The 17,955-nt window shown below is 61.3% G+C and carries 13 protein-coding genes and 2 tRNA genes; 1 reads left to right on the forward strand and 14 read right to left on the reverse strand.

Features of this window, described 5'->3' with window-relative positions:
- Window positions 1-273 precede the first annotated feature (273 nt).
- The 10 genes from aceF to RRF64_RS15600 form a co-directional block, all read right to left on the reverse strand.
- Window positions 274-1,902 carry a dihydrolipoyllysine-residue acetyltransferase gene (aceF, locus tag RRF64_RS15555; protein ID WP_323846835.1) on the reverse strand — a complete coding sequence of 543 codons (1,629 nt, stop codon included), beginning with the start codon at window positions 1,900-1,902 and terminating at the stop codon, window positions 274-276.
- 27 nt (window positions 1,903-1,929) lie between these two features.
- Window positions 1,930-4,599, reverse strand: coding sequence for a pyruvate dehydrogenase (acetyl-transferring), homodimeric type (gene aceE / locus RRF64_RS15560; protein WP_323846836.1), 2,670 nt, complete (start codon window positions 4,597-4,599; stop codon window positions 1,930-1,932).
- Between the two features lie 592 nt (window positions 4,600-5,191).
- A complete protein-coding gene (locus RRF64_RS15565; RefSeq protein WP_323846837.1) occupies window positions 5,192-6,412 on the reverse strand; it encodes a cation:proton antiporter in 1,221 nt (406 codons plus the stop codon).
- Between the two features lie 128 nt (window positions 6,413-6,540).
- The gene (locus tag RRF64_RS15570) at window positions 6,541-6,783 is read right to left on the reverse strand and encodes a helix-turn-helix domain-containing protein (RefSeq protein WP_323846972.1); all 243 of its coding nucleotides are present in this window, start codon (window positions 6,781-6,783) and stop codon (window positions 6,541-6,543) included.
- A gap of 105 nt (window positions 6,784-6,888) precedes the next feature.
- The gene (locus RRF64_RS15575; RefSeq protein ID WP_323846838.1) at window positions 6,889-7,467 is read right to left on the reverse strand and encodes a class GN sortase; all 579 of its coding nucleotides are present in this window, start codon (window positions 7,465-7,467) and stop codon (window positions 6,889-6,891) included.
- Window positions 7,467-9,875, reverse strand: a complete 2,409-nt coding sequence (locus RRF64_RS15580) for a marine proteobacterial sortase target protein (protein WP_323846839.1) — start codon at window positions 9,873-9,875, stop codon at window positions 7,467-7,469. The genes RRF64_RS15575 and RRF64_RS15580 overlap by 1 nt, the downstream gene beginning before the upstream one ends.
- 200 nt (window positions 9,876-10,075) lie before the next feature.
- Window positions 10,076-10,786 (reverse strand): polysaccharide deacetylase family protein, encoded by a 711-nt coding sequence (locus tag RRF64_RS15585; RefSeq protein ID WP_323846840.1) that lies wholly within the window; start codon window positions 10,784-10,786, stop codon window positions 10,076-10,078.
- Between the two features lie 405 nt (window positions 10,787-11,191).
- On the reverse strand, window positions 11,192-12,295 hold the full coding sequence (locus tag RRF64_RS15590) for a phosphoribosylaminoimidazolesuccinocarboxamide synthase (RefSeq protein ID WP_323846841.1): 1,104 nt from the start codon (window positions 12,293-12,295) through the stop codon (window positions 11,192-11,194).
- A gap of 68 nt (window positions 12,296-12,363) precedes the next feature.
- Window positions 12,364-13,464 carry an AI-2E family transporter gene (locus RRF64_RS15595; RefSeq protein WP_323846842.1) on the reverse strand — a complete coding sequence of 367 codons (1,101 nt, stop codon included), beginning with the start codon at window positions 13,462-13,464 and terminating at the stop codon, window positions 12,364-12,366.
- Window positions 13,465-13,480: 16 nt separating this feature from the next.
- A complete protein-coding gene (locus RRF64_RS15600) occupies window positions 13,481-13,756 on the reverse strand; it encodes a sulfurtransferase TusA family protein (RefSeq protein WP_323846843.1) in 276 nt (91 codons plus the stop codon).
- 220 nt (window positions 13,757-13,976) lie between these two features.
- Here RRF64_RS15600 and RRF64_RS15605 point away from each other — a divergent pair, with 220 nt between their 5' ends.
- Window positions 13,977-15,485, forward strand: a complete 1,509-nt coding sequence (locus RRF64_RS15605) for a M48 family metalloprotease (RefSeq protein ID WP_323846844.1) — start codon at window positions 13,977-13,979, stop codon at window positions 15,483-15,485.
- 62 nt (window positions 15,486-15,547) lie between these two features.
- Here the strand turns inward: RRF64_RS15605 and nadA are convergent, their stop codons facing one another.
- From nadA to queC, 4 genes are all read right to left on the reverse strand, one after another.
- Window positions 15,548-16,606: a quinolinate synthase NadA gene (gene nadA, locus RRF64_RS15610; protein WP_323846845.1), complete on the reverse strand. Its 1,059-nt coding sequence runs from the start codon at window positions 16,604-16,606 to the stop codon at window positions 15,548-15,550.
- 189 nt (window positions 16,607-16,795) lie between these two features.
- Window positions 16,796-16,871, reverse strand: a tRNA-Lys gene (locus RRF64_RS15615).
- 125 nt (window positions 16,872-16,996) lie between these two features.
- A tRNA-Lys gene (locus RRF64_RS15620) sits at window positions 16,997-17,072 on the reverse strand.
- Window positions 17,073-17,200: 128 nt separating this feature from the next.
- Entirely contained in the window at window positions 17,201-17,893 is a 693-nt protein-coding gene (queC, locus tag RRF64_RS15625; protein ID WP_323846973.1) for a 7-cyano-7-deazaguanine synthase QueC, read from the reverse strand.
- Window positions 17,894-17,955 lie beyond the last annotated feature (62 nt).

Below are 17,955 nucleotides of genomic sequence, written 5' to 3' on the forward strand. Positions count from 1 at the left end.
GCTTTCAGAGTTGCGCTAGTGCTTGGTACCTTTTCAGTTTAGCTGGCGGGAGATTCGGCTCGGGGGAAGCGAAGGGAAATGTGCGCGGAATTCATTTATTAAATGTAGGAGCGGTCCGGCCGGGAGCGGTCCGGCCGGGAGCGGTCCGGCCGGGAGCGGTCCGGCCGGGAGCGGCCCATGGCCGCGATCCGACTTTCCGGTTGGCCGGGAGATCGATCGCGGCCGTGGGCGGATGGCCGCCCCGCCGCTCCTACGGGGACGGGCTGGCGCCTGTTACAACAACAGGCGACGCACGTCGCCCAGTACGCCGGCCAGGTAGGTCAGGAAGCGTCCGGCGTCGCCGCCGTTCACGGCGCGGTGATCGTAGGACAGCGCCAGCGGCAGCATCTCCCGCGGCACGAACTCATTGCCGTTCCACACCGGCTTCACCGCCAGCTTGGAGACACCGAGGATACCCACTTCCGGCGCGTTGACGATCGGCGTAAAGCCGGTGCCGCCGATGGCGCCGAGGCTGGAAATGGTGAAGCAGGCGCCCTGCATGTCGCGGGGTTTCAGCTTGCCGTCGCGGGCTGCGAGTGCCAAGGCCGTGGCTTCTTCCGCCAGCTCGTAGAGCCCCTTTTTGTCCACGTCGCGGATCACCGGCACCATCAGGCCCTTGGGTGTATCCACTGCCATGCCGATGTGCACATAGTCCTTGCGCACAATCTGCTCGCCGTCGTTGTGCAGCGACACATTGAAATTCGGCACTTCGCGCAGAGCAGCCGCGGCGGCTTTCAGCAGGAAAGGCACCGGGGTGAGCTTCACGCCGCGCTTCTCCGCTTCCGCTTTCATGGACTTGCGGAATGCTTCCAGCTCGGTGATATCCGCATCGTCGAACTGGGTCACGTGCGGCACGTTCAGCCAGTTGCGGGACATGTTGGCCGCGGTGAGCTTGTGGATCTTGGTCATCGGCTCGACCTTGACCGGGCCAAACTGGCTGAAGTCGATCTCCGGCATCGGCGCAATGCCGATACCGCCGCCGACACCGACCGCACCGCTCTCGGCTTTCTTCACCTGCTCCTTGATATAGGCGTGCAGATCATCCTTGGTGACACGGTTGCGGGGGCCGGAGGGCTTCACCTTGTTCAGGGTCACGCCCAGCTCACGGGCCAGCTTGCGCACCGCAGGGCCGGCGTAGACTTCCGCCGACACGGTGTGATCCCGCTCCAGGTACTGGTCCTTCTTCGGTGCCGCCGGCGGCTCGGCCGCGGCCTCTGCGGCAGAGGGCTCTGAGGGTTTTTCCTCTTTGGCTGCGGGTTTTTCTGCAGCCTTCTTCGCCGGCGCAGCACCGGAGACAACTTTCAGCACGCCCAGGTCATCGCCGGTGGAGACCTTGTCGCCCTCTTTAACGGCGATGGAGACGACGATGCCGGCACTCGGCGAGGGCACGTCCATCGACGCCTTGTCGCCCTCGACCACGATCAGCGAATCGCCCTCGGCCACTTCGTCGCCGGGCTGCACGGAGATTTCGATGACGTCGACGGATTCGGCACCACCCAGGTCCGGGACCTTGATGGTCTCCTCTTTTTCTTCACCTTCAGCCGCAGGCGCTTCACCAGCCTGCTCTTCTGCTGCCTCTGCCTGTTCCGGTTCTGCAGCGGATTCAGCTTCTTCTGCGGCGCCGGCTTCGGTTTCAATTTCGCCGATCACATCGCCTTCGGCAACCTTGTCGCCTTCTTTGACGGAGATGCTGAGGATCTTGCCGGCCACCGGTGCCGGCACGTCCATGGAGGCCTTATCGCCCTCCACCACAATCAGCGCGTCCTCTTCAGCGACCGTGTCCCCCACCGCAACGGCGATTTCAATTACGTCTACCTGATCGGCGCCGCCGAGATCAGGCACTTTAATGACTTGTTTTGCCATGCTTTTGCCTTCCTTATCCAGCGAGCCTTACACCAGGCGCGGGTTTACTTTTTCCGGATCAATGTTCAGTTTCTTGATTGCTTCCGCAACCTCACTGGCATCGATTACACCCTGCTTGGCCAGGCCGGTCAGCGCGGCGATGGTCACGTAGTTGCGATCCACCTCGAAGAAACGGCGCAGCTGCTCGCGGCTGTCGGAACGGCCGAAGCCATCGGTACCCAGTGCGATCACGTCGCCGTCAATGAACTCGCGCAGCGGCTCTACGTAGGCACGGATGTAGTCGGTAGAGATAATCACCGGCGTCTCGTTGCCTTCGAACTGCTCGCTGACCCACGCTTTGTGCGGCGCTTCGGTCGGGTGCAGCATGTTCCAGCGCGCCACATCCTGGGCCTCACGGGCCGCTTCGGTGGCGGAGGTCAGGTTCCACACGTCGGAGGTCACACCGAACTGGTCGGCGAGGATGTCCGCAGCGGCCAGCACTTCGCGCAGGATGGTGCCGGCACCAACCAGCTGTACGTGCTTCTTGGCCGCCTTGCCCTTGCCCGCCTTGCGGGAATTGCCTTCGAGTTTGTAAATACCGCGGATGATGCCCTCTTCCACGCCCTGGGGCATTTCCGGCTGCAGGTAGTTTTCGTTCTCGATGGTGACGTAGTAGAAGAGGTTTTTCTGCTCTTCGTACATCTCCTTCAGACCGTGACGGATGATTACCGCCAGGTCGTAGCCGTAGGCCGGGTCGTAGCTCTTACAGTTCGGAATGGTGGCGGAGATCACGTGGCTGTGACCATCCTGGTGCTGCAGGCCCTCGCCGTTCAGGGTCGTGCGGCCGGCGGTGGCGCCAACCAGGAAGCCGCGCGCCTGCATGTCGCCGGCAGCCCAGGCCAGGTCGCCGATACGCTGGAAGCCGAACATCGAGTAATAGATGTAGAAAGGCACCATCGGCACGCCGTGGTTGGAGTAGGCAGTGGCGAGCGCCATCCACGCGGACATGGCGCCCGCTTCGTTGATGCCCTCCTCCAGTACCTGGCCCTTCTTGTCTTCCTTGTAATACATGATCTGGCCGTGGTCGACCGGGGTGTATTTCTGCCCCTGGGAGGAGTAGATACCCAGCTGACGGAACAGGCCTTCCATACCGAAGGTGCGGGCCTCGTCGGGCACGATCGGTGCGACGTTCTTGCCCATGTTCTTGTCTTTCACCAGCACGGACAGCGCGCGAACGAACGCCATGGTGGTGGAGATCTCGCGGTCGCCGGAGCCTTTGGTCAGCGCGCTGAAGGCGTCGAGGTCTGGAATCTCCAGCTTCGCCACCTCGGTGGTGCGGGACGGTACCGGGCCACCCAGCGCCTTGCGGCGCTCGGCCATATATTTCATTTCCGGGCTGTCCGGTGCCGGGCGGTAGTACGGAACCTCCTCGATTTCCTTGTCGGTAATCGGGATCCCAAAACGGTCGCGGAAGCGCTTCAGCGCCTCTGTGTCCATCTTCTTGACGTTGTGGGTGTCCATCGCCGCTTCACCGGCGGCACCCAGGCCGTAACCCTTTACGGTCTGCGCCAGGATCACGGTGGGCTTGCCCTTGCTCGCCATCGCCTCGGCGTAGGCCGCGTACACCTTGTAGGGGTCGTGGCCGCCGCGGTTGAGCTTCATGATTTCGTCGTCGGACATATCCTTGACCATCTCGAGCAGCTCCGGGTACTTGCCGAAGAAATGCTCGCGGGTATAGGCGCCGCCGTTGGCCTTGAAGTTCTGCATTTCGCCATCGACCACTTCGTCCATGACTTTCTGCAGCAGGCCTTTGTCGTCTTTCTCCAGCAGCGGATCCCACAGACGGCCCCACAGAACCTTGATCACGTTCCAGCCGGCGCCGCGGAAGACACCTTCCAGCTCCTGCACGATCTTGCCGTTGCCGCGCACCGGGCCGTCCAGGCGCTGCAGGTTGCAGTTGACCACGAACACCAGGTTTTCCAGCTGCTCGCGCCCGGCCATGGAGATGGCGCCCAGAGATTCCGGCTCGTCACACTCGCCATCGCCGAGGAAGGCCCATACCTTGCGGTCGCCGCGCGGAGACAGGCCGCGGGCGGACAGGTAGCGCATGATGTGGGCCTGGTAGATAGCCTGAATCGGGCCCAGGCCCATGGATACGGTCGGGAACTGCCAGTAGTCCGGCATCAGCCAGGGGTGCGGGTAGGAGGACAGGCCTTTGCCGTTCACCTCGCGGCGGAAGTTGTCCAGCTTGTCCTCGTCGAAACGGCCTTCCAGGTAAGAACGCGCGTAGATGCCCGGCGCACTGTGGCCCTGGAAGAAGATCAGGTCGCCGCGCTCTTCGCCCTCGTTGCCGCGGAAGAAATAGTTGAAGCCCACGTCGTACAGGGTCGCTGCCGAAGAGAAGCTGGCAATATGGCCGCCGAGGCTGTCGCTGTTGGAGTTGGCGCGCACCACCATAGCCAGCGCGTTCCAGCGGATCAGTGAGCGGATACGGCGCTCCATGAACAGGTCGCCGGGCATGCGCTTCTCCGCCTGCGGCGGAATGGTGTTGCGATAGGGGGTAGTGATGGCCGCCGGCAGCTGGACGCCAATATTGGTGGCGCGATCAGACAGCTGCTTCAGCAGAAACGCAGCGCGCTCTTTGCCGCTGTGGCGGATGACCGCCTGCAGCGCGTCCAGCCACTCCTGCGTTTCCTGGATATCAGTTTCTTCTTGCATCAAACAATGCTCCTCGGCGATTCGAGCGACGTCGAGTCGTGTCTTTACTGAGAGTAGATTTTGCTAACCGGGCAAAGTACAGCGCGAACGGAAAATTGCTTCCTTTTTTCACGAATTTCGCCAAATCACCACCGTCGTTGGCGGAAATGCAATGCTTGCAGTTGCTCGCTTTTTGCGCGGCGGAGAAGGGCTGTAGCGCCTGACTGTTGCCGTGATCCAGTATCTTTGACTGAGAATTCTAGCCCGGATAACGCGGCCACTGGCGGCCGGTCGACTATCCCGGTCTTATAAGCGGGGGCGATTGTAGTATTACTACAAAATTTTTTCCAGATAGGACAATTAGTAACAATTAAAACCAATTCGCAAAACAATTATTTGCCAGATCGCCAATTTAGCGGAATATTTTGCGGAAAATGGTGGGAATCAAATTACAAAATCGAGTCTCAAACTGGCACATTGGTCACAGCTGTGCCCCGGACGCCCGGCTCCGAATAGCCAGCGCCGCCCGTTAGCGCGCGCCCCTCGGGAAACAGGCAATGAGACCCCGGCCCGCGCAGATCAGATGCGCCCACTGCCAGGTCAAATTACTCTGCTAGCGCTTGGCTCCCCTCTTGCTCTCTCTGTGTGCGCGGGCCAGCCAGGCCACCATGGCATTCGCACTTATCCCGTGTGCCACGACACTGAACAGGACAGTACAGGCGACTGCCGCGACTATGGTGTCACCACTAGGGAGCCCCTGATTAAACACGATCACGCCGAACACGATACTGGCGAGCCCCCGCGGCCCAAACCAGCCGATAAAAAGCTTTTCCCTCCAGCCGGTACCGGTTCCCAGCAGACAGACAAATACGGGCAGGACACGGACCAGGGTCAGGCTGAGGACGGCATACAGCGCAATCTGCCAGGTCAGCTGCCCAAGCAGTTTTCCCAGGACGGCGGCACCGAACACCACCCAGGTCAACAGCGTCACGACATCTCCGGTGGCCTCGGCGGACGTGAGAAGTTCGCCCTTCTCGGCCAGTGCCAGCCAGCCGAACAGCACACCGCCGGCAAATGCCGCGATAAAGCCGCTGCCGTCCAGCCACTGGGCCGCGCCAAAGGCGCCGAGGGCCATGGTCACAACGGGTAATTGGAGCCAGCTCTCCTCTATCCAGCCGCGGGTGGATGCATGCCTCAGCGCCAGCGACAATACACCTGTGAAGCCGAGGCCGACCGCCAACCCGGTTCCCAGCTCGCCAAGGGTCAACTCCAGCGCCAGTTCGGGCGTGCTTTCCGGTGCCGCCGCTCCCGTGGCGAGCGCGAGGAGGACGAACAGGATTGGCACGCAGAGACCATCGTTGAGGCCACTCTCAAAATTGAGTGACTCGCGGATATAGGGCGGAACCGCCGGATTGGTCACTACCGGCTTGCCCAGTGCTGCGTCGGTGGGCGCCAGCACGCACGCCAATACAAGAGATTCAAAGTGACCCAGTTCTTCGAACAGCAGCAAAGCGCAGAGATAGCCCATGAAAATCTTGCAAGGCAGAACCAGCAGCAACAGCCGCACGGGAAGTGCGATCACCTTCTTAAGAACAGAAAGATCGGCCTCTGCCGCATCGGTGAACAGAATCAGTGCCAGTGCCGAAGCGGCCAATATCCGCAGACCGTCTGAATCGATCGCCAGATCCAGCAGCCCCAGGGCATAGCCACCGAGAAAAAAACCAACGAACGTAAAAACCAATGCGCCACTGATTGGGGTACGCGCGGCGCGGCGACTCACCACGCTGTAGCAAAACACGAAAAGTGCCAAGATTGTCAGGTTGGCGTAGTTCATCTCTCGAACCGAATTGGCGAGCTAATCCCGAGCATTGAACCTGTGCGCAAAACAGGAGCATGCGCTTCCCTGCACAGAGTGATTCTTAACATAGTCATGTTTGGCGAGGATCGACGACGCGCGTCCCCCTATTCACGGTGGCTGGCTATACGGGCGCGGAACTGGGCCGGCGTCACCGCGTGGGCGCCGCGGAAACTGGCGGTAAGGTGACTCTGGCTGCTGAAGCCGCACTCCTGGGCGATGCGCGCAATGGGCATCTCCGACAGCGTCAGCAGCTTGCGCGCCTGCGCCAGGCGCGCCTTTACGGGCGAACCCTTTGTGCGCCCCCGGCCACAAGACCGTTTTTTTGTTTGATTGTCCCGTCCGGCGATCGATTACGGCGATTATTCACATTATTTTCCGGCCGCCGTCGGCCCTTTGGCCTTTTCAGATCGCTCATAAAAAATGGCTACCCGGCTCGGCCGTCCGGCTGACGGCTACAGCTGAATTGACGGTCCACCGTGCAGATATTCGGCGTAGACGACATAGCGCAGCGGGCCGCCGGGATCGATCGCGTTGAAGGGATAGCAGGTTACTAACAACAGCCCCGATTCGGCGAAAATCGGCAGTTGCTCGCGGCCGCTGTCCACCACCCTGGTTTCGCTGACCCTGTAGCTGTGCCAGCGACCGCGGCTGTCCTGCAGCTGGATCGGCGCACCGGCTTTGAGTTTTCCCAGATCGCCGAAGTGGGTGTCGCGGTGGGCGGCGATCACCGTGGTGCGCGGCTGGCCCGGCGCGCCTGAGGCCTCGAGCAGCCCGGGACCGAAGGCCAGCGCCTGGCCGCTGCCGCCGGCCAGTACGATCAGCGGCTGCTGATCGCCCAGCTGCAGTTTTGCGACCGGCCAGGTATCCGCCCAGGGCCAGGGTTTGGCCGCTATGCCCGTCTGCAGTTGTTCCTCCCAGGCGCCGGCAATCAATAGCTGGGCCAGTTCCGCCTTGGCCAGCAGCCAGGTGGCGCCGCCGAGTTGCCAGAGTCCGCCGAGCAGGCAGAGACTGAACAGCGCCCTGCGTAACATCAGCAGTCCCCGAGGTAGGCGGCGGACGTGGGAGCCAGCCCCGCTGGCGATACTCGCTTTCCGACCGGCTCCTTTTTCATCGCCTGCAGGGCAGGCTCCAACCTGGCGCGCGGGTCCGGCACCATTCTTCTCAACAGCGCGCGCAGACGCCGCAGAATATTTCCCCTCATCTGGCGGCCACAGCGCAGCAGTCCCGCCAGGCTGAGCAGGCCCGCCGCGACCAGCAGTTGCGCCTGGAGACCGGCGGCGGTGCGCGGGTAGGCCTGGAGCTGCAGTACCTGGCCGCGGGCTACGGCATTGGCTATCAAACTCTTTGAAAGGGGGCTTTTGGAGAGCCTTTCCCCCTGCGGCCGCACCACTTTTTCCTCCACCGCGACAAAGCTGGTGTAAGGGCTCGCCAACTGGTGATCCAGCGCCAGCCTAAGTATCTGCTCGCGCAGCGCTTTACCGGCGTCGCTCTGCTCGCCGGACTGCAACTGCTGATCGCGCAGCGCCTCGATCTTGGCGCGCGCCCAGACGCTGCCGATACCCCTGTTCTCAGCGGCATCGTTTTCTGCCAGTGCCAGCTTCTGCACAAACTGCTCGCCCGCCAATCGCCCGCGCAGCTGCACCGCTCCAGCGAGCCTGCCGCCGTCGATTCTGGCCACCAGCTGCAGCGGCTCGCCGCGGTAGAGGTCGGGAATTCTTTTCGGGTAGGCGTCGACTACCAGCCCCTGCGGCCACTGCAATTGCAGATCGGTCGCCAGCGGGTTTTCCAGCTTGGCGAACAGTGCCTGCATGCGCTCCTGCACCTCGCCCAGGTCGCCGATGGTGACAGTGGAGCCGCGGCCGAACTGGGCCGCCTTGCGCATAAAGTGGCTGTTCGGTGCCGAACCGATGCCGACGGTAAACAGGCGCGCTTCCTGCAGGCGCTGCTGGATCAGTTCGAAGAGCGCGCGCTCGTTGCCGACGGCACCGTCGGTGATAAACACCACCTGGTGCACCAGGCTGTCGTCGCCGGGCAGCTGCTGGCCGAGGGCCAGGCGCAGCGCCGACGCCATCTCGGTGCCGCCAGTCGCCTGCAGGCCCTCCACCTGGGCGCGGGCCAGTTGGATATTGGCGGAATCGGCAGCGACCGGGCGCGGGAAGAAGGCGCGGGCAGTGCTGTTGAATTCGATCACATTGAAGCGGTCATGCGGCTGCAGGCGCGACAGCGCCAGCTGCAGGCTCTCCTTGGCCTGGCGAATGGAATTGCCGCTCATGGAACCGGAGGTGTCGATCACGTAGATCACTTGCCGCGGCAGGCGCCGCACATTTTTCGCCACATCCGGTGGCAACAGCAGCAGCTGCAGGTAACTCGTCTGCCCTTCCCCGCCCCCGTCTCCGGCTTTTTGGGTGAAGAGCGCGGCCCGCGGCATCGAAGACGGGCGCGGGCGCCAGTGCAGGGCGAAGTCCCGGTCCATCACCGCATCGCCATCGCGCAATTGAATCTTGTAGTTGTCGCCCTGCTTTTTGACGTCGATATCGTGGTAGGGGCTATTAATCTGCGCCAGCGGCAGCCCGCTTTCCAGTTCCACTTCGATGGCAATCTTGTGGCTGCCGACTGCGGTCAGCTCTGCGGCCGGCTGTGTGTAGGGCGTGATCTTGTGCGCGTCCGGCACCTGGTCGGTGGGCAGTGCCCAGCCGCTGCCGTCGGTGGCCATCGCTATTTCCGCATCGGCGATCACCTGGCCGGGCACTTTAACGTCACCGGGAATGTAGCGCGGCGTCAGCGTCGTCGGCAGGCGCAGGCTGAAGGTGCCGCTGTCGTAATTGACCGGCTGCAGGTAGCGGATCTCGACGCGAACGGTTTCGCCTGGGGCTATGTTCGCCACCTTGTTGGTGAACAGGTTCGGGCGCTGCTGCTCCAGCAGCGCCGCGCGCTTGCCGGCGGCGCGGGCGGCCTGGTAGATTTTTGCCGCCTCTGTGCGTTCGCGCACCACACCGACGATACGCCGCTCGCCTACCTGGATTTCCAGCCCACTGACCGCTGCCTGCTCCGGCAGGGGCAGTACATACACCGCTTCCTGCCAGTCGCCGCTGCGGTTGGCAAACTCCTGCTGCAGCTGCACCTCCGCCACCAGACCGCGTATTGATATCTGCGCGCGGCTGGCCAGATGCACCGCCGGCACAAAGCTGCCCTGTTCCGCGCCGCTAAACAGCAGGTCCCCGCTCTCAACATCGTTCAGGCCGACAGTCTGCTCGGCGCGCGCGGCTTTCGCACCCATGGCGGCGACGAACACTGCCAGCGCGGTGACCATAAACAGCAGCCAGCGTCCGCGCCTGCTGCCGCGGCTCTTACTTTTAAAACGGCGACGGTAGTATTCCTCGGTCGGCAGCACCAGCAGCTCGCGCGGTATGCGCTGGCCGGAAAAAATTGTCCTGTCCACGAGCTTCCCTCCAGTATTTGTTTGTTCTGGAGGGAATTAAACAGGGGCAATTGGGCGAAACGGGGACGGGATTTGGGCGAAAATGCAGAGGAATTGTGGCGAATTGTGGCGGCGGCCAAAGAAAAAAACCGGCGCAAGCGCCGGCATTTCCTCTAACATCCCTCCCGGCCTCACCTTGACGGATTTGCCACCCGGGGGAATCAGGACCGATTCGTATCTGACAGTAGTCGCGATACGGTTACAAATTCATACCCTTTTTCCTTCAGCCCAGAAATAATCTTAGGAACAGCGGCCATAGAGTTTCTGCGACTCTTAAACATCACATGCATTAATATTACGGATCCTGGCTTGGCATTTGAAATCGCATACTGCGCCAGCTTTTCCGGACTGGACTCCAAAGGGAGCACACTATCTGGAGCGACATCCCAGGTTACGGACGTGATATTCTGGGAATCCAGATAATAGGGCAGTACAAATAGCTTCTTCCCATAGGGCGGACGAAAATGAATCTTCCCAGTGTATCCCGCCTTACGAATCAACTTATTTGTTTCATCAATTTCTGTCTTAACGAAATCAAACCCCTTAAGCAGCATCCTTGCATGAGTAAAGGAATGATTGCCGAGTTCATGGCCTGCCGCGACAATACTTTGAGCCTCCACTGGATTCGATTGGATATCCGTTCCGACCAGGAAGAAGGTGGCTTTTACACCACTGCTTTCCAGAATATTCAATATTTCTTTTGTATATTCACTAGTCGGACCGTCATCAAATGTTAACGCCACGACTTTTTTGGTTGTCTCTACCCTGTTAACGATTTTCCCAAACAGCTGACTCGACTCACTTTTTGAGTATTTCCATGTACCGAACAAGAGAATCGGCAGGCACAAAAGAGCAAATACTATTCTTTTCATGATTTATTCCATGCATTTTTAGTGCGCAACAGAGAAACACGATTTAAATGGGAAAATCTGCCCTAAATCGGCACAAATCCTGACAGGGGCGTGATCAATTGTGGCTAATTATGGCAATGGTTTCCAGGGCAAAAAAACCGGCGCAAGCGCCGGTTCAGGCTTCAGGCTGCTGACAAAGTCCTGCAGCCAGAATTTAAGGAAAAGTGCTAGGACGGGTATTTCGAACCGTCGGCGACAGGACGTCGCCGCCGGAGCTTACAGGGATGTATTCACAGCGTTTCGAAATACCCGTCCTAGTGCTTTGCCGCCACAGCTCCTGCTTCGAGGGAACGGTGGGGCTTATCAACTAGCTGAACCGGCGCAAGCGCGGGTTTTTTACAGGGTCCATATCAGTCGATCCGGCTGCTAATCAATCAGACCATAATCCTTGCGCAGGACTTCGATCAGCTCCGCCTTGGGATTGTCGGAGATCTCCAGCTTCCTGCCGATGATCTTTTCCGCAATGCCGACATAGGTGGCGGAGACATCCATCAGCATGGATTCCGGCAGCTCGTTGTCGCGGGCCAGGGCCTGGCGCTCGGGCATGCGGTCCTTGTTCAGCAGGATGTCCGGATCCGGGAAGTGGTTCAGCAGCGCCTGGCGGAAGCCCTCTTTGGAGTTTTCCACCACCTTGCCATTGCGGTACTCGGCGCCGTCCCAGATGCGCGAAGAGTCCGGCGTACCCACTTCATCCATGTAAATCAGCTTGTCGTCGCCGTTGGCGTCGGTGACATAGCCGAACTCGAACTTGGTGTCGACGAAGATCTGATCCAGTTTCTCCAGCTCCGCGGAGATGACATCGAAGCCCTCTTTCAGCAGCTTCTCGTACAGGTCGATGTCGCCGCGGCTCTGGAAGTTGAAGGCCGCGAAGTTGTCTTCGAGGTTGGCGCGGGTGATGTTCACATCGTCCGCTTCCGGCACGCCGGGAATGCCTTTCAGGATGCCCTTGGTGGACGGGGTGATCAGCAGCTCGGGCAGCTTCTGGTCCTTCTGCAGGCCATCGGGAATCTCGATGCCGCAGAACTCGCGCTCGCCCGTTTGGTAGGAGCGCCACATGGAGCCGGTGATGTACTGGCGCGCGATGGCCTCGATCATGACCGGGCGCGCCTTCTGCACAATCCACACCAGCGGGTGCGGGATGTCCAGGATGTGGCTGTCGGCCAGGCCGTTGTCCTTGAAGAGCTTGAACCAGTGGTTGGAGATGGCATTCAGCGCCGTGCCCTTGCCGGGCACACCGCGCATGCCGCCCTCGCCTTTCCAGATGCAGTCGAAGGCAGAGATGCGGTCGGAAATCACCATCACCGCCAGGGGCGCGTCCGGGGCCACCGGGTAGCCCTTTTCCTCGATCAGGCGACGGCTGTCGGCTTCGGTCAGCCAGTAAACCGAGCGGACTTTACCGCTGTGAATGGGCTTGTCGGTGCGAATCGGCAAATCGTCGTTGACCGCCAGTACTTTGTCAGCAAGGCTCATGGGTCTTTCCTATTCGGGATGGGCCAAAAAAAGCAGCGCGGGATTCTAGCAGACCGGTCGCCCGGCACCTATTGTCCGGCGCCGGTTTCAGCGACCTCTTTCGCCTGCCATTCCGCCTGGTGCTCGCTGGTGGGCCAGGCGTTCATGATCGCCTTCAACAGCGTCGCCAGGGGTATCGCAAAGAAGACGCCCCAGAAGCCCCAGATACCGCCAAAGAAGAGCACGGCGAGGATGATCGCCACCGGGTGCAGGTTGACCGCCTCGGAAAACAGCAGCGGCACCAATACATTGCCGTCCAGCAGCTGGATGATGCCGTAGGCCATCATCAGGTAGAAAAACTCGCTGCTCCAGCCCCACTGGAACAGGCCGATGGCGGCCACCGGGATGGTAACCACCGCCGCGCCGATATAGGGGATCAGCACACTGAGCCCCACCGCCACCGCCAGCAGCAGCGCGTAGTTGACCCCCAACAACAGAAAGGCCGCATAACTGACCACGGCGACTATGGCGATTTCTATCACCTTGCCGCGCACATAGTTGGCCACCTGATCGTTCATCTCGTGCCAGATCTGGCGCAGCATCGGCCGCTGTGTGGGCAGGAAGGAGGTGCACCAGCTGATCAGCTTGTCGGAGTCCTTCAGGAAGAAGAACACCAGGATCGGCACCACTACGGCATAGATCAACAGACCGGCGAGGATCGGCAGATTGGCGAGGGAGAAGGTCAGCAGTGTCTGGGTCACGGAGCCCAATTCACTGCCGAGCGTATTGAATATGTCATCGATCTGCTGTGCGGTGATCAGGCGCGGGTAGCGCTCCGGCAGCAACAGCAGCAGTTGCTGGCCCTGATCGATCATGTTCGGCAGTTCGGCGAACAGGCGTACCAGCTGGCGCCAGATGATCGGCAGCACCACCAGGAACAGGGCCACAATCGTGCCCACCAATACCAGGCAGGACAGACTCACCGCCAGCCAGTGCGGCACCTGCCAGGACTTCAGCCGCTGCACCATGCCCTGCATCAGGAAGGCGATGATCAGCGCGGCGAGCACCGGGGCCAGCACCTGACCGAGGGTGGCGAGCACCACCAGCGCCGCCAGCATCAGCAGCACCAGCAGCACTACCTCTTCCTGGCTGAAATAGCGGTTAACCCAACCCTTGACGATTGCGAGCATAGATTCCCAAATCTCGTTATTTGCCGGCGCGCAGCCAGTAGTGAAAGCAGTCGCCGCACCGCTCGGCGCGCAGCAGCGGCCTGCCGCTCAGTTCGGCGAAGCTGTGGAAGTCTCGCCAGGAGCCCTCGTCGGTCGCCAGCACCCGCAACAGCGTACCGGGAGCATACTGGCCCAGAGCGCGGCGCATGGCCAGCAGCGGCTGCGGACAGGGCAGGCCGCGCACGTCCACAGTCACCGCGGCATCCCATTCCAGTACAAGCGTCGGCGCACTGTCGGCGGTGGATACTGTCATTGGCCCTTCGGTCAGATATTGCGGATTGCGGCGGATTATAACGCGGATACTGCGCCAGATTCCGTGTGGGAACAATGCCTGCGGCAAGCCGTCCCGCCCGGGCCCAACGGTCACGGGTCACGTATCCACGAACCTTCTGTCGCCGGACTGGTCAAATCCTCGACAGCCCGACAAGGTTGCGTATAGAGTTGGGCATAGGCAAACCGAGCAGTAACCTAAGATGACCGATCTTCACAACAACGAAGCCCCAAGATCTGCCCGCCGCTCCCTGTGGCAGCGTCTCAGCGGCGGTCTGGCGGCACTGGGCATGGGTTTGCTGCTCGGGGGCGCGCCAATCGCCGCGATCGCGGACGACGATCAGATTCAGCTGCCAGAACTCGGGGACAGCACCAGCGGCGTGGTGTCCCGCGCGCGGGAAAAGGAACTCGGACAGATGTGGCTGCGCATGTTCCGCAGCCAGGTCCGCACCTCCAATGACGCGCTGTTGCAGCAATATGTAGAAAATACCGTCAAGGGCCTGTCGGAATTCAGCCCGCTGGAGGACAAGTCCATTGACGTGGTGGTGGTCAAGAACGACACCATGAACGCCTTTGCGGTACCCGGCGGCATCATGGGCGTCCACACCGGCCTGTTCATGTTCGCAGAGAACGAAGATCAATTCGCCTCGGTCATCGCCCACGAACTCGGCCACCTGAGCCAGCGCCATTACGCGCGCTCACTGGAGGCCCAGCGCAACAGCACCATTCCGACGCTGGCCGGCATGCTCGGCGCCCTGGTACTGGCGGCCACCGCCGGCGGGGATGCGGGTATCGCCGCGATGACGGCCACCCAGGCGGCGGCGCTCGACAGCCAGCTGCGCTTCAGCCGCCAGAACGAACAGGAAGCGGATCGCGTCGGTATCGAGACCCTGGCCAGATCCGGCCGCGACCCGGAGGCCGCCGGCGAGATGTTCGAACAGATGCTGAAGGCAACGCGCTACTACCGGCGTCCGCCGGAATTCCTGCTTACTCACCCGGTTACCGAAAAACGTATCGCCGACGCCAAGCTGCGCGCCAGCCGCATGCCGGCGGTCAAACCCAGCGACGGCCGCGATTACCACCTGATGCGCGCGCGCATCCGCGTGGCGGCGGAGCCGACGCCGCAGCAGGCGGTAAAGCGCTTCCAGGCGGAGCTGAACGGGATCAACGACAACGAGGACGCGGCGCGCTACGGCCTGGCACTGGCGCAGATTGCGGCCGGCAAGCCGGATTCAGCCCTGGACACGCTGCAGCCGCTGCTGGAGCGTGAGCCCAACAAGGCCGCCTTCGTGCTGGCGCGCGCGGACATAGACCTGGCGCGGCACGATTACACCAATGCCACCAAGCGACTGCAGCACGCCCTGGACAGAAATCCGGGCGACCACGCGCTGACCATGGGCCTGGCCAACGCCCACTTCAAGGCCGGCAACTACCTGGCGGCGGAGCGCATCCTGGCCAAGCACAGCCGCGTGCGCAAGAAAGATCCTACCGTCTGGTACCTGCTCGCCGAAACCCACGGCCTGGCCGGCGACATCATCGGCGTACACGAGGCGCGCGCCGAGTACTACATCCTCAACGGCGTCTTCGACAAGGCCCTGCAGCATCTGCGCCACGGCGTGCGCATGGCGAAGAACGACTACCAAACCCACGCGATTCTGGAACAGCGTATGAAGGATGTGATCAAGATGCAGGAGAAGGCGAAAGAGCTTTAAGCTTCAAGCCAACACAAAAAGAGCGGCCAGTGGCCGCTCTTTTTATTTCTGTAACACAACCATCAGTCCAGCGGTTTGCGGAAATCCAGCATCCGCTGCAGCGGTATCATGGCGCGCTTGCCCAGTTCCGGATCGACAAAAATTTCGTTGTCGCCGCGCTCCAGCACGCCGCACAGGTTCTCCAGCGAGTTCATCGCCATCCAGGGGCAGCTGGCGCAGCTGCGGCAGGTGGCGCCGGCGCCGGCAGTCGGGGCAACGATCAGCTCCTTGTCCGGGCACTGCTGCTGCATCTTGTAGAAGATGCCCTGGTCGGTGGCGACGATAAAACGCTTCTCCGGCCGCGTCTTGGCCGCATTGATAATCTGCGATGTGGAACCGACGACGTCCGCCAGCTCGACGACGGAGGCGGGTGACTCCGGGTGCACCAGCACGGCCGCGTCCGGGTAGAGCGCCTTCAGGTCCGCGACTCCCTTGGCCTTGAACTCCTCGTGCACGATACAGGAGGCGTTCCACAGCAGTACGTCGGCACCCGTCTCGCGCTGCACGTAACTGCCCAGGTGCTTGTCCGGTGCCCAGAGGATTTTTTCGCCCTGCGCATCGAGGTAATCCACCACATCCAGCGCGATACTGGACGTCACCACCCAGTCGGCGCGCGCCTTTACGGCGGCGGAGGTATTGGCATAGACCACCACCGTGCGATCCGGGTGCGCGTCGCAGAACGCGGAAAACTCCTCCGGCGGACAGCCCAGATCCAGGGAACAGGTGGCCTCCAGGGTCGGCATCAACACGCGCTTGTTCGGCGTCAGAATCTTGGCCGTCTCCCCCATGAATTTCACCCCGGCGACGATCAGGGTATCCGCCTGGTGCTGGGCGCCGAAACGGGCCATTTCCAGAGAGTCGGACACGCAGCCGCCGGTCGCTTCCGCCAGCGCCTGGATCAGGGGGTCGGTGTAGTAGTGAGCCACCAGCACCGCATTCTGCTCTTTCAGCAGACGCTTGATGCGCTCGCGCCACAGTTCCAGCTCCTCTTCGCTGTACTGGTGCACCGCCGGCTCCGCCAGGTGCGCCTGCACCAGTGCGCGGGGATCGACGGTCTCGGTGGAAACTGACTTCTGACTCATGGCTAACTACCACTAGCGGAAAAGCGCGCATTATAGCGCATCGGCCACAGGGGGCATCGCAATGCCATTTTAGTGCGGGCTACGCCGCAATCCTTTCCACTGACGCTGCGGCAGGAACACGGAAAGAGATTGCCGGAGGTGGGCCCAGAGCAATAAAAAAGGGCTGCATCTGGCAGCCCTTTTGGAAGATGGTGGGTCGTGCTGGACTCGAACCAGCGACCAATTGGTTAAAAGCCAACTGCTCTACCAACTGAGCTAACGACCCGAAGAAGGCGCGTATCTTACGGATCTGATCCGGAAACGCAAATCTGATTTCCGCCCACGGAACCGACCGGCCGACGGGACGCGATGATAAAAAAAAGAGCTGCCCGAAAGCAGCCCTTTGAAAAATGGTGGGTCGTGCTGGACTCGAACCAGCGACCAATTGGTTAAAAGCCAACTGCTCTACCAACTGAGCTAACGACCCTTTGATCCCTCAACGTTGAGGAGCTGCGTATCTTACGGATCTATTTGCAAAAGACAAGACCCGACTTTAAAAAATTCAACGAATTTAAGGGCTTAGCATGGCCCCAAATTTTGCCCTAACCGCTGGGCTCAACCGACATAGATGGTGGGATCGGGCAGGCCCGCCTCGACAAATCCCGCCGCTCGCAAGCGACAGCTGTCACAGCGCCCACAGGCGCTGCCATTTGGCTGCGCCTGGTAACAGGATACAGTTAAACTGTAGTCCACTCCCAATTCGGTGCCGCGGCGCACTATCTCCGCCTTGCTCATATGCATCAGCGGCGTGCGGATATGCAGCTTGTGCCCCTCTACTCCGGCCCTGGTGGCCAGATTGGCCATCTTCTCGAAGGCCGCGATATATTCGGGACGGCAGTCCGGATAGCCGGAGTAGTCCACCGCGTTGACACCGACGAAGATGTCCTGCGCCCCCAGTACCTCCGCCCAGCCCAGCGCGATGGACAGGAAGACGGTGTTGCGCGCCGGCACGTAGGTTACCGGGATACCACTGGTTTCCTCTTCGGGCACCTCGATGCTGTCATCGGTCAGCGCCGAGCCGCCGATAGCGCGCAGGTCCAGTTTGACCACCTTGTGTTCGCACGCGTCGAGATCCGCCGCAACCCTTTGCGCGGCCAGCAGTTCGGCACTGTGGCGCTGCCCGTAGTCGAAACCGAGGGCATAGCAGTCGTAGCCCTCTGCGCGGGCCATGGCCAGTACGGTGGCGGAATCCAGTCCGCCGGATAGCAGAACTACGGCTTTCTTTGTGGTCATAACATACCTGTTTATTGCCAGCGCAGGGTGCGCCGTGTGGATCCCAGGGCCCGCAACGGTGCGCACGGCGCACCCTC

Origin of the sequence: Microbulbifer magnicolonia (assembly GCF_035117725.1) — a bacterium.
Classification (GTDB): Bacteria; Pseudomonadota; Gammaproteobacteria; order Pseudomonadales; family Cellvibrionaceae; genus Microbulbifer; species Microbulbifer magnicolonia.

Coding starts and splice junctions, on each gene's coding strand:
- RRF64_RS15565 (WP_323846837.1), bottom strand. CDS start 6,412: ATGAACTACGCCAACCTGACAATCTTGGCACTTTTCGTGTTTTGCTAC.
- RRF64_RS15600 (WP_323846843.1), bottom strand. CDS start 13,756: ATGACAGTATCCACCGCCGACAGTGCGCCGACGCTTGTACTGGAATGG.
- aceE (WP_323846836.1), bottom strand. CDS start 4,599: ATGCAAGAAGAAACTGATATCCAGGAAACGCAGGAGTGGCTGGACGCG.
- RRF64_RS15575 (WP_323846838.1), bottom strand. CDS start 7,467: ATGTTACGCAGGGCGCTGTTCAGTCTCTGCCTGCTCGGCGGACTCTGG.
- RRF64_RS15585 (WP_323846840.1), bottom strand. CDS start 10,786: ATGAAAAGAATAGTATTTGCTCTTTTGTGCCTGCCGATTCTCTTGTTC.
- RRF64_RS15595 (WP_323846842.1), bottom strand. CDS start 13,464: ATGCTCGCAATCGTCAAGGGTTGGGTTAACCGCTATTTCAGCCAGGAA.
- nadA (WP_323846845.1), bottom strand. CDS start 16,606: ATGAGTCAGAAGTCAGTTTCCACCGAGACCGTCGATCCCCGCGCACTG.
- aceF (WP_323846835.1), bottom strand. CDS start 1,902: ATGGCAAAACAAGTCATTAAAGTGCCTGATCTCGGCGGCGCCGATCAG.
- RRF64_RS15605 (WP_323846844.1), top strand. CDS start 13,977: ATGACCGATCTTCACAACAACGAAGCCCCAAGATCTGCCCGCCGCTCC.
- RRF64_RS15590 (WP_323846841.1), bottom strand. CDS start 12,295: ATGAGCCTTGCTGACAAAGTACTGGCGGTCAACGACGATTTGCCGATT.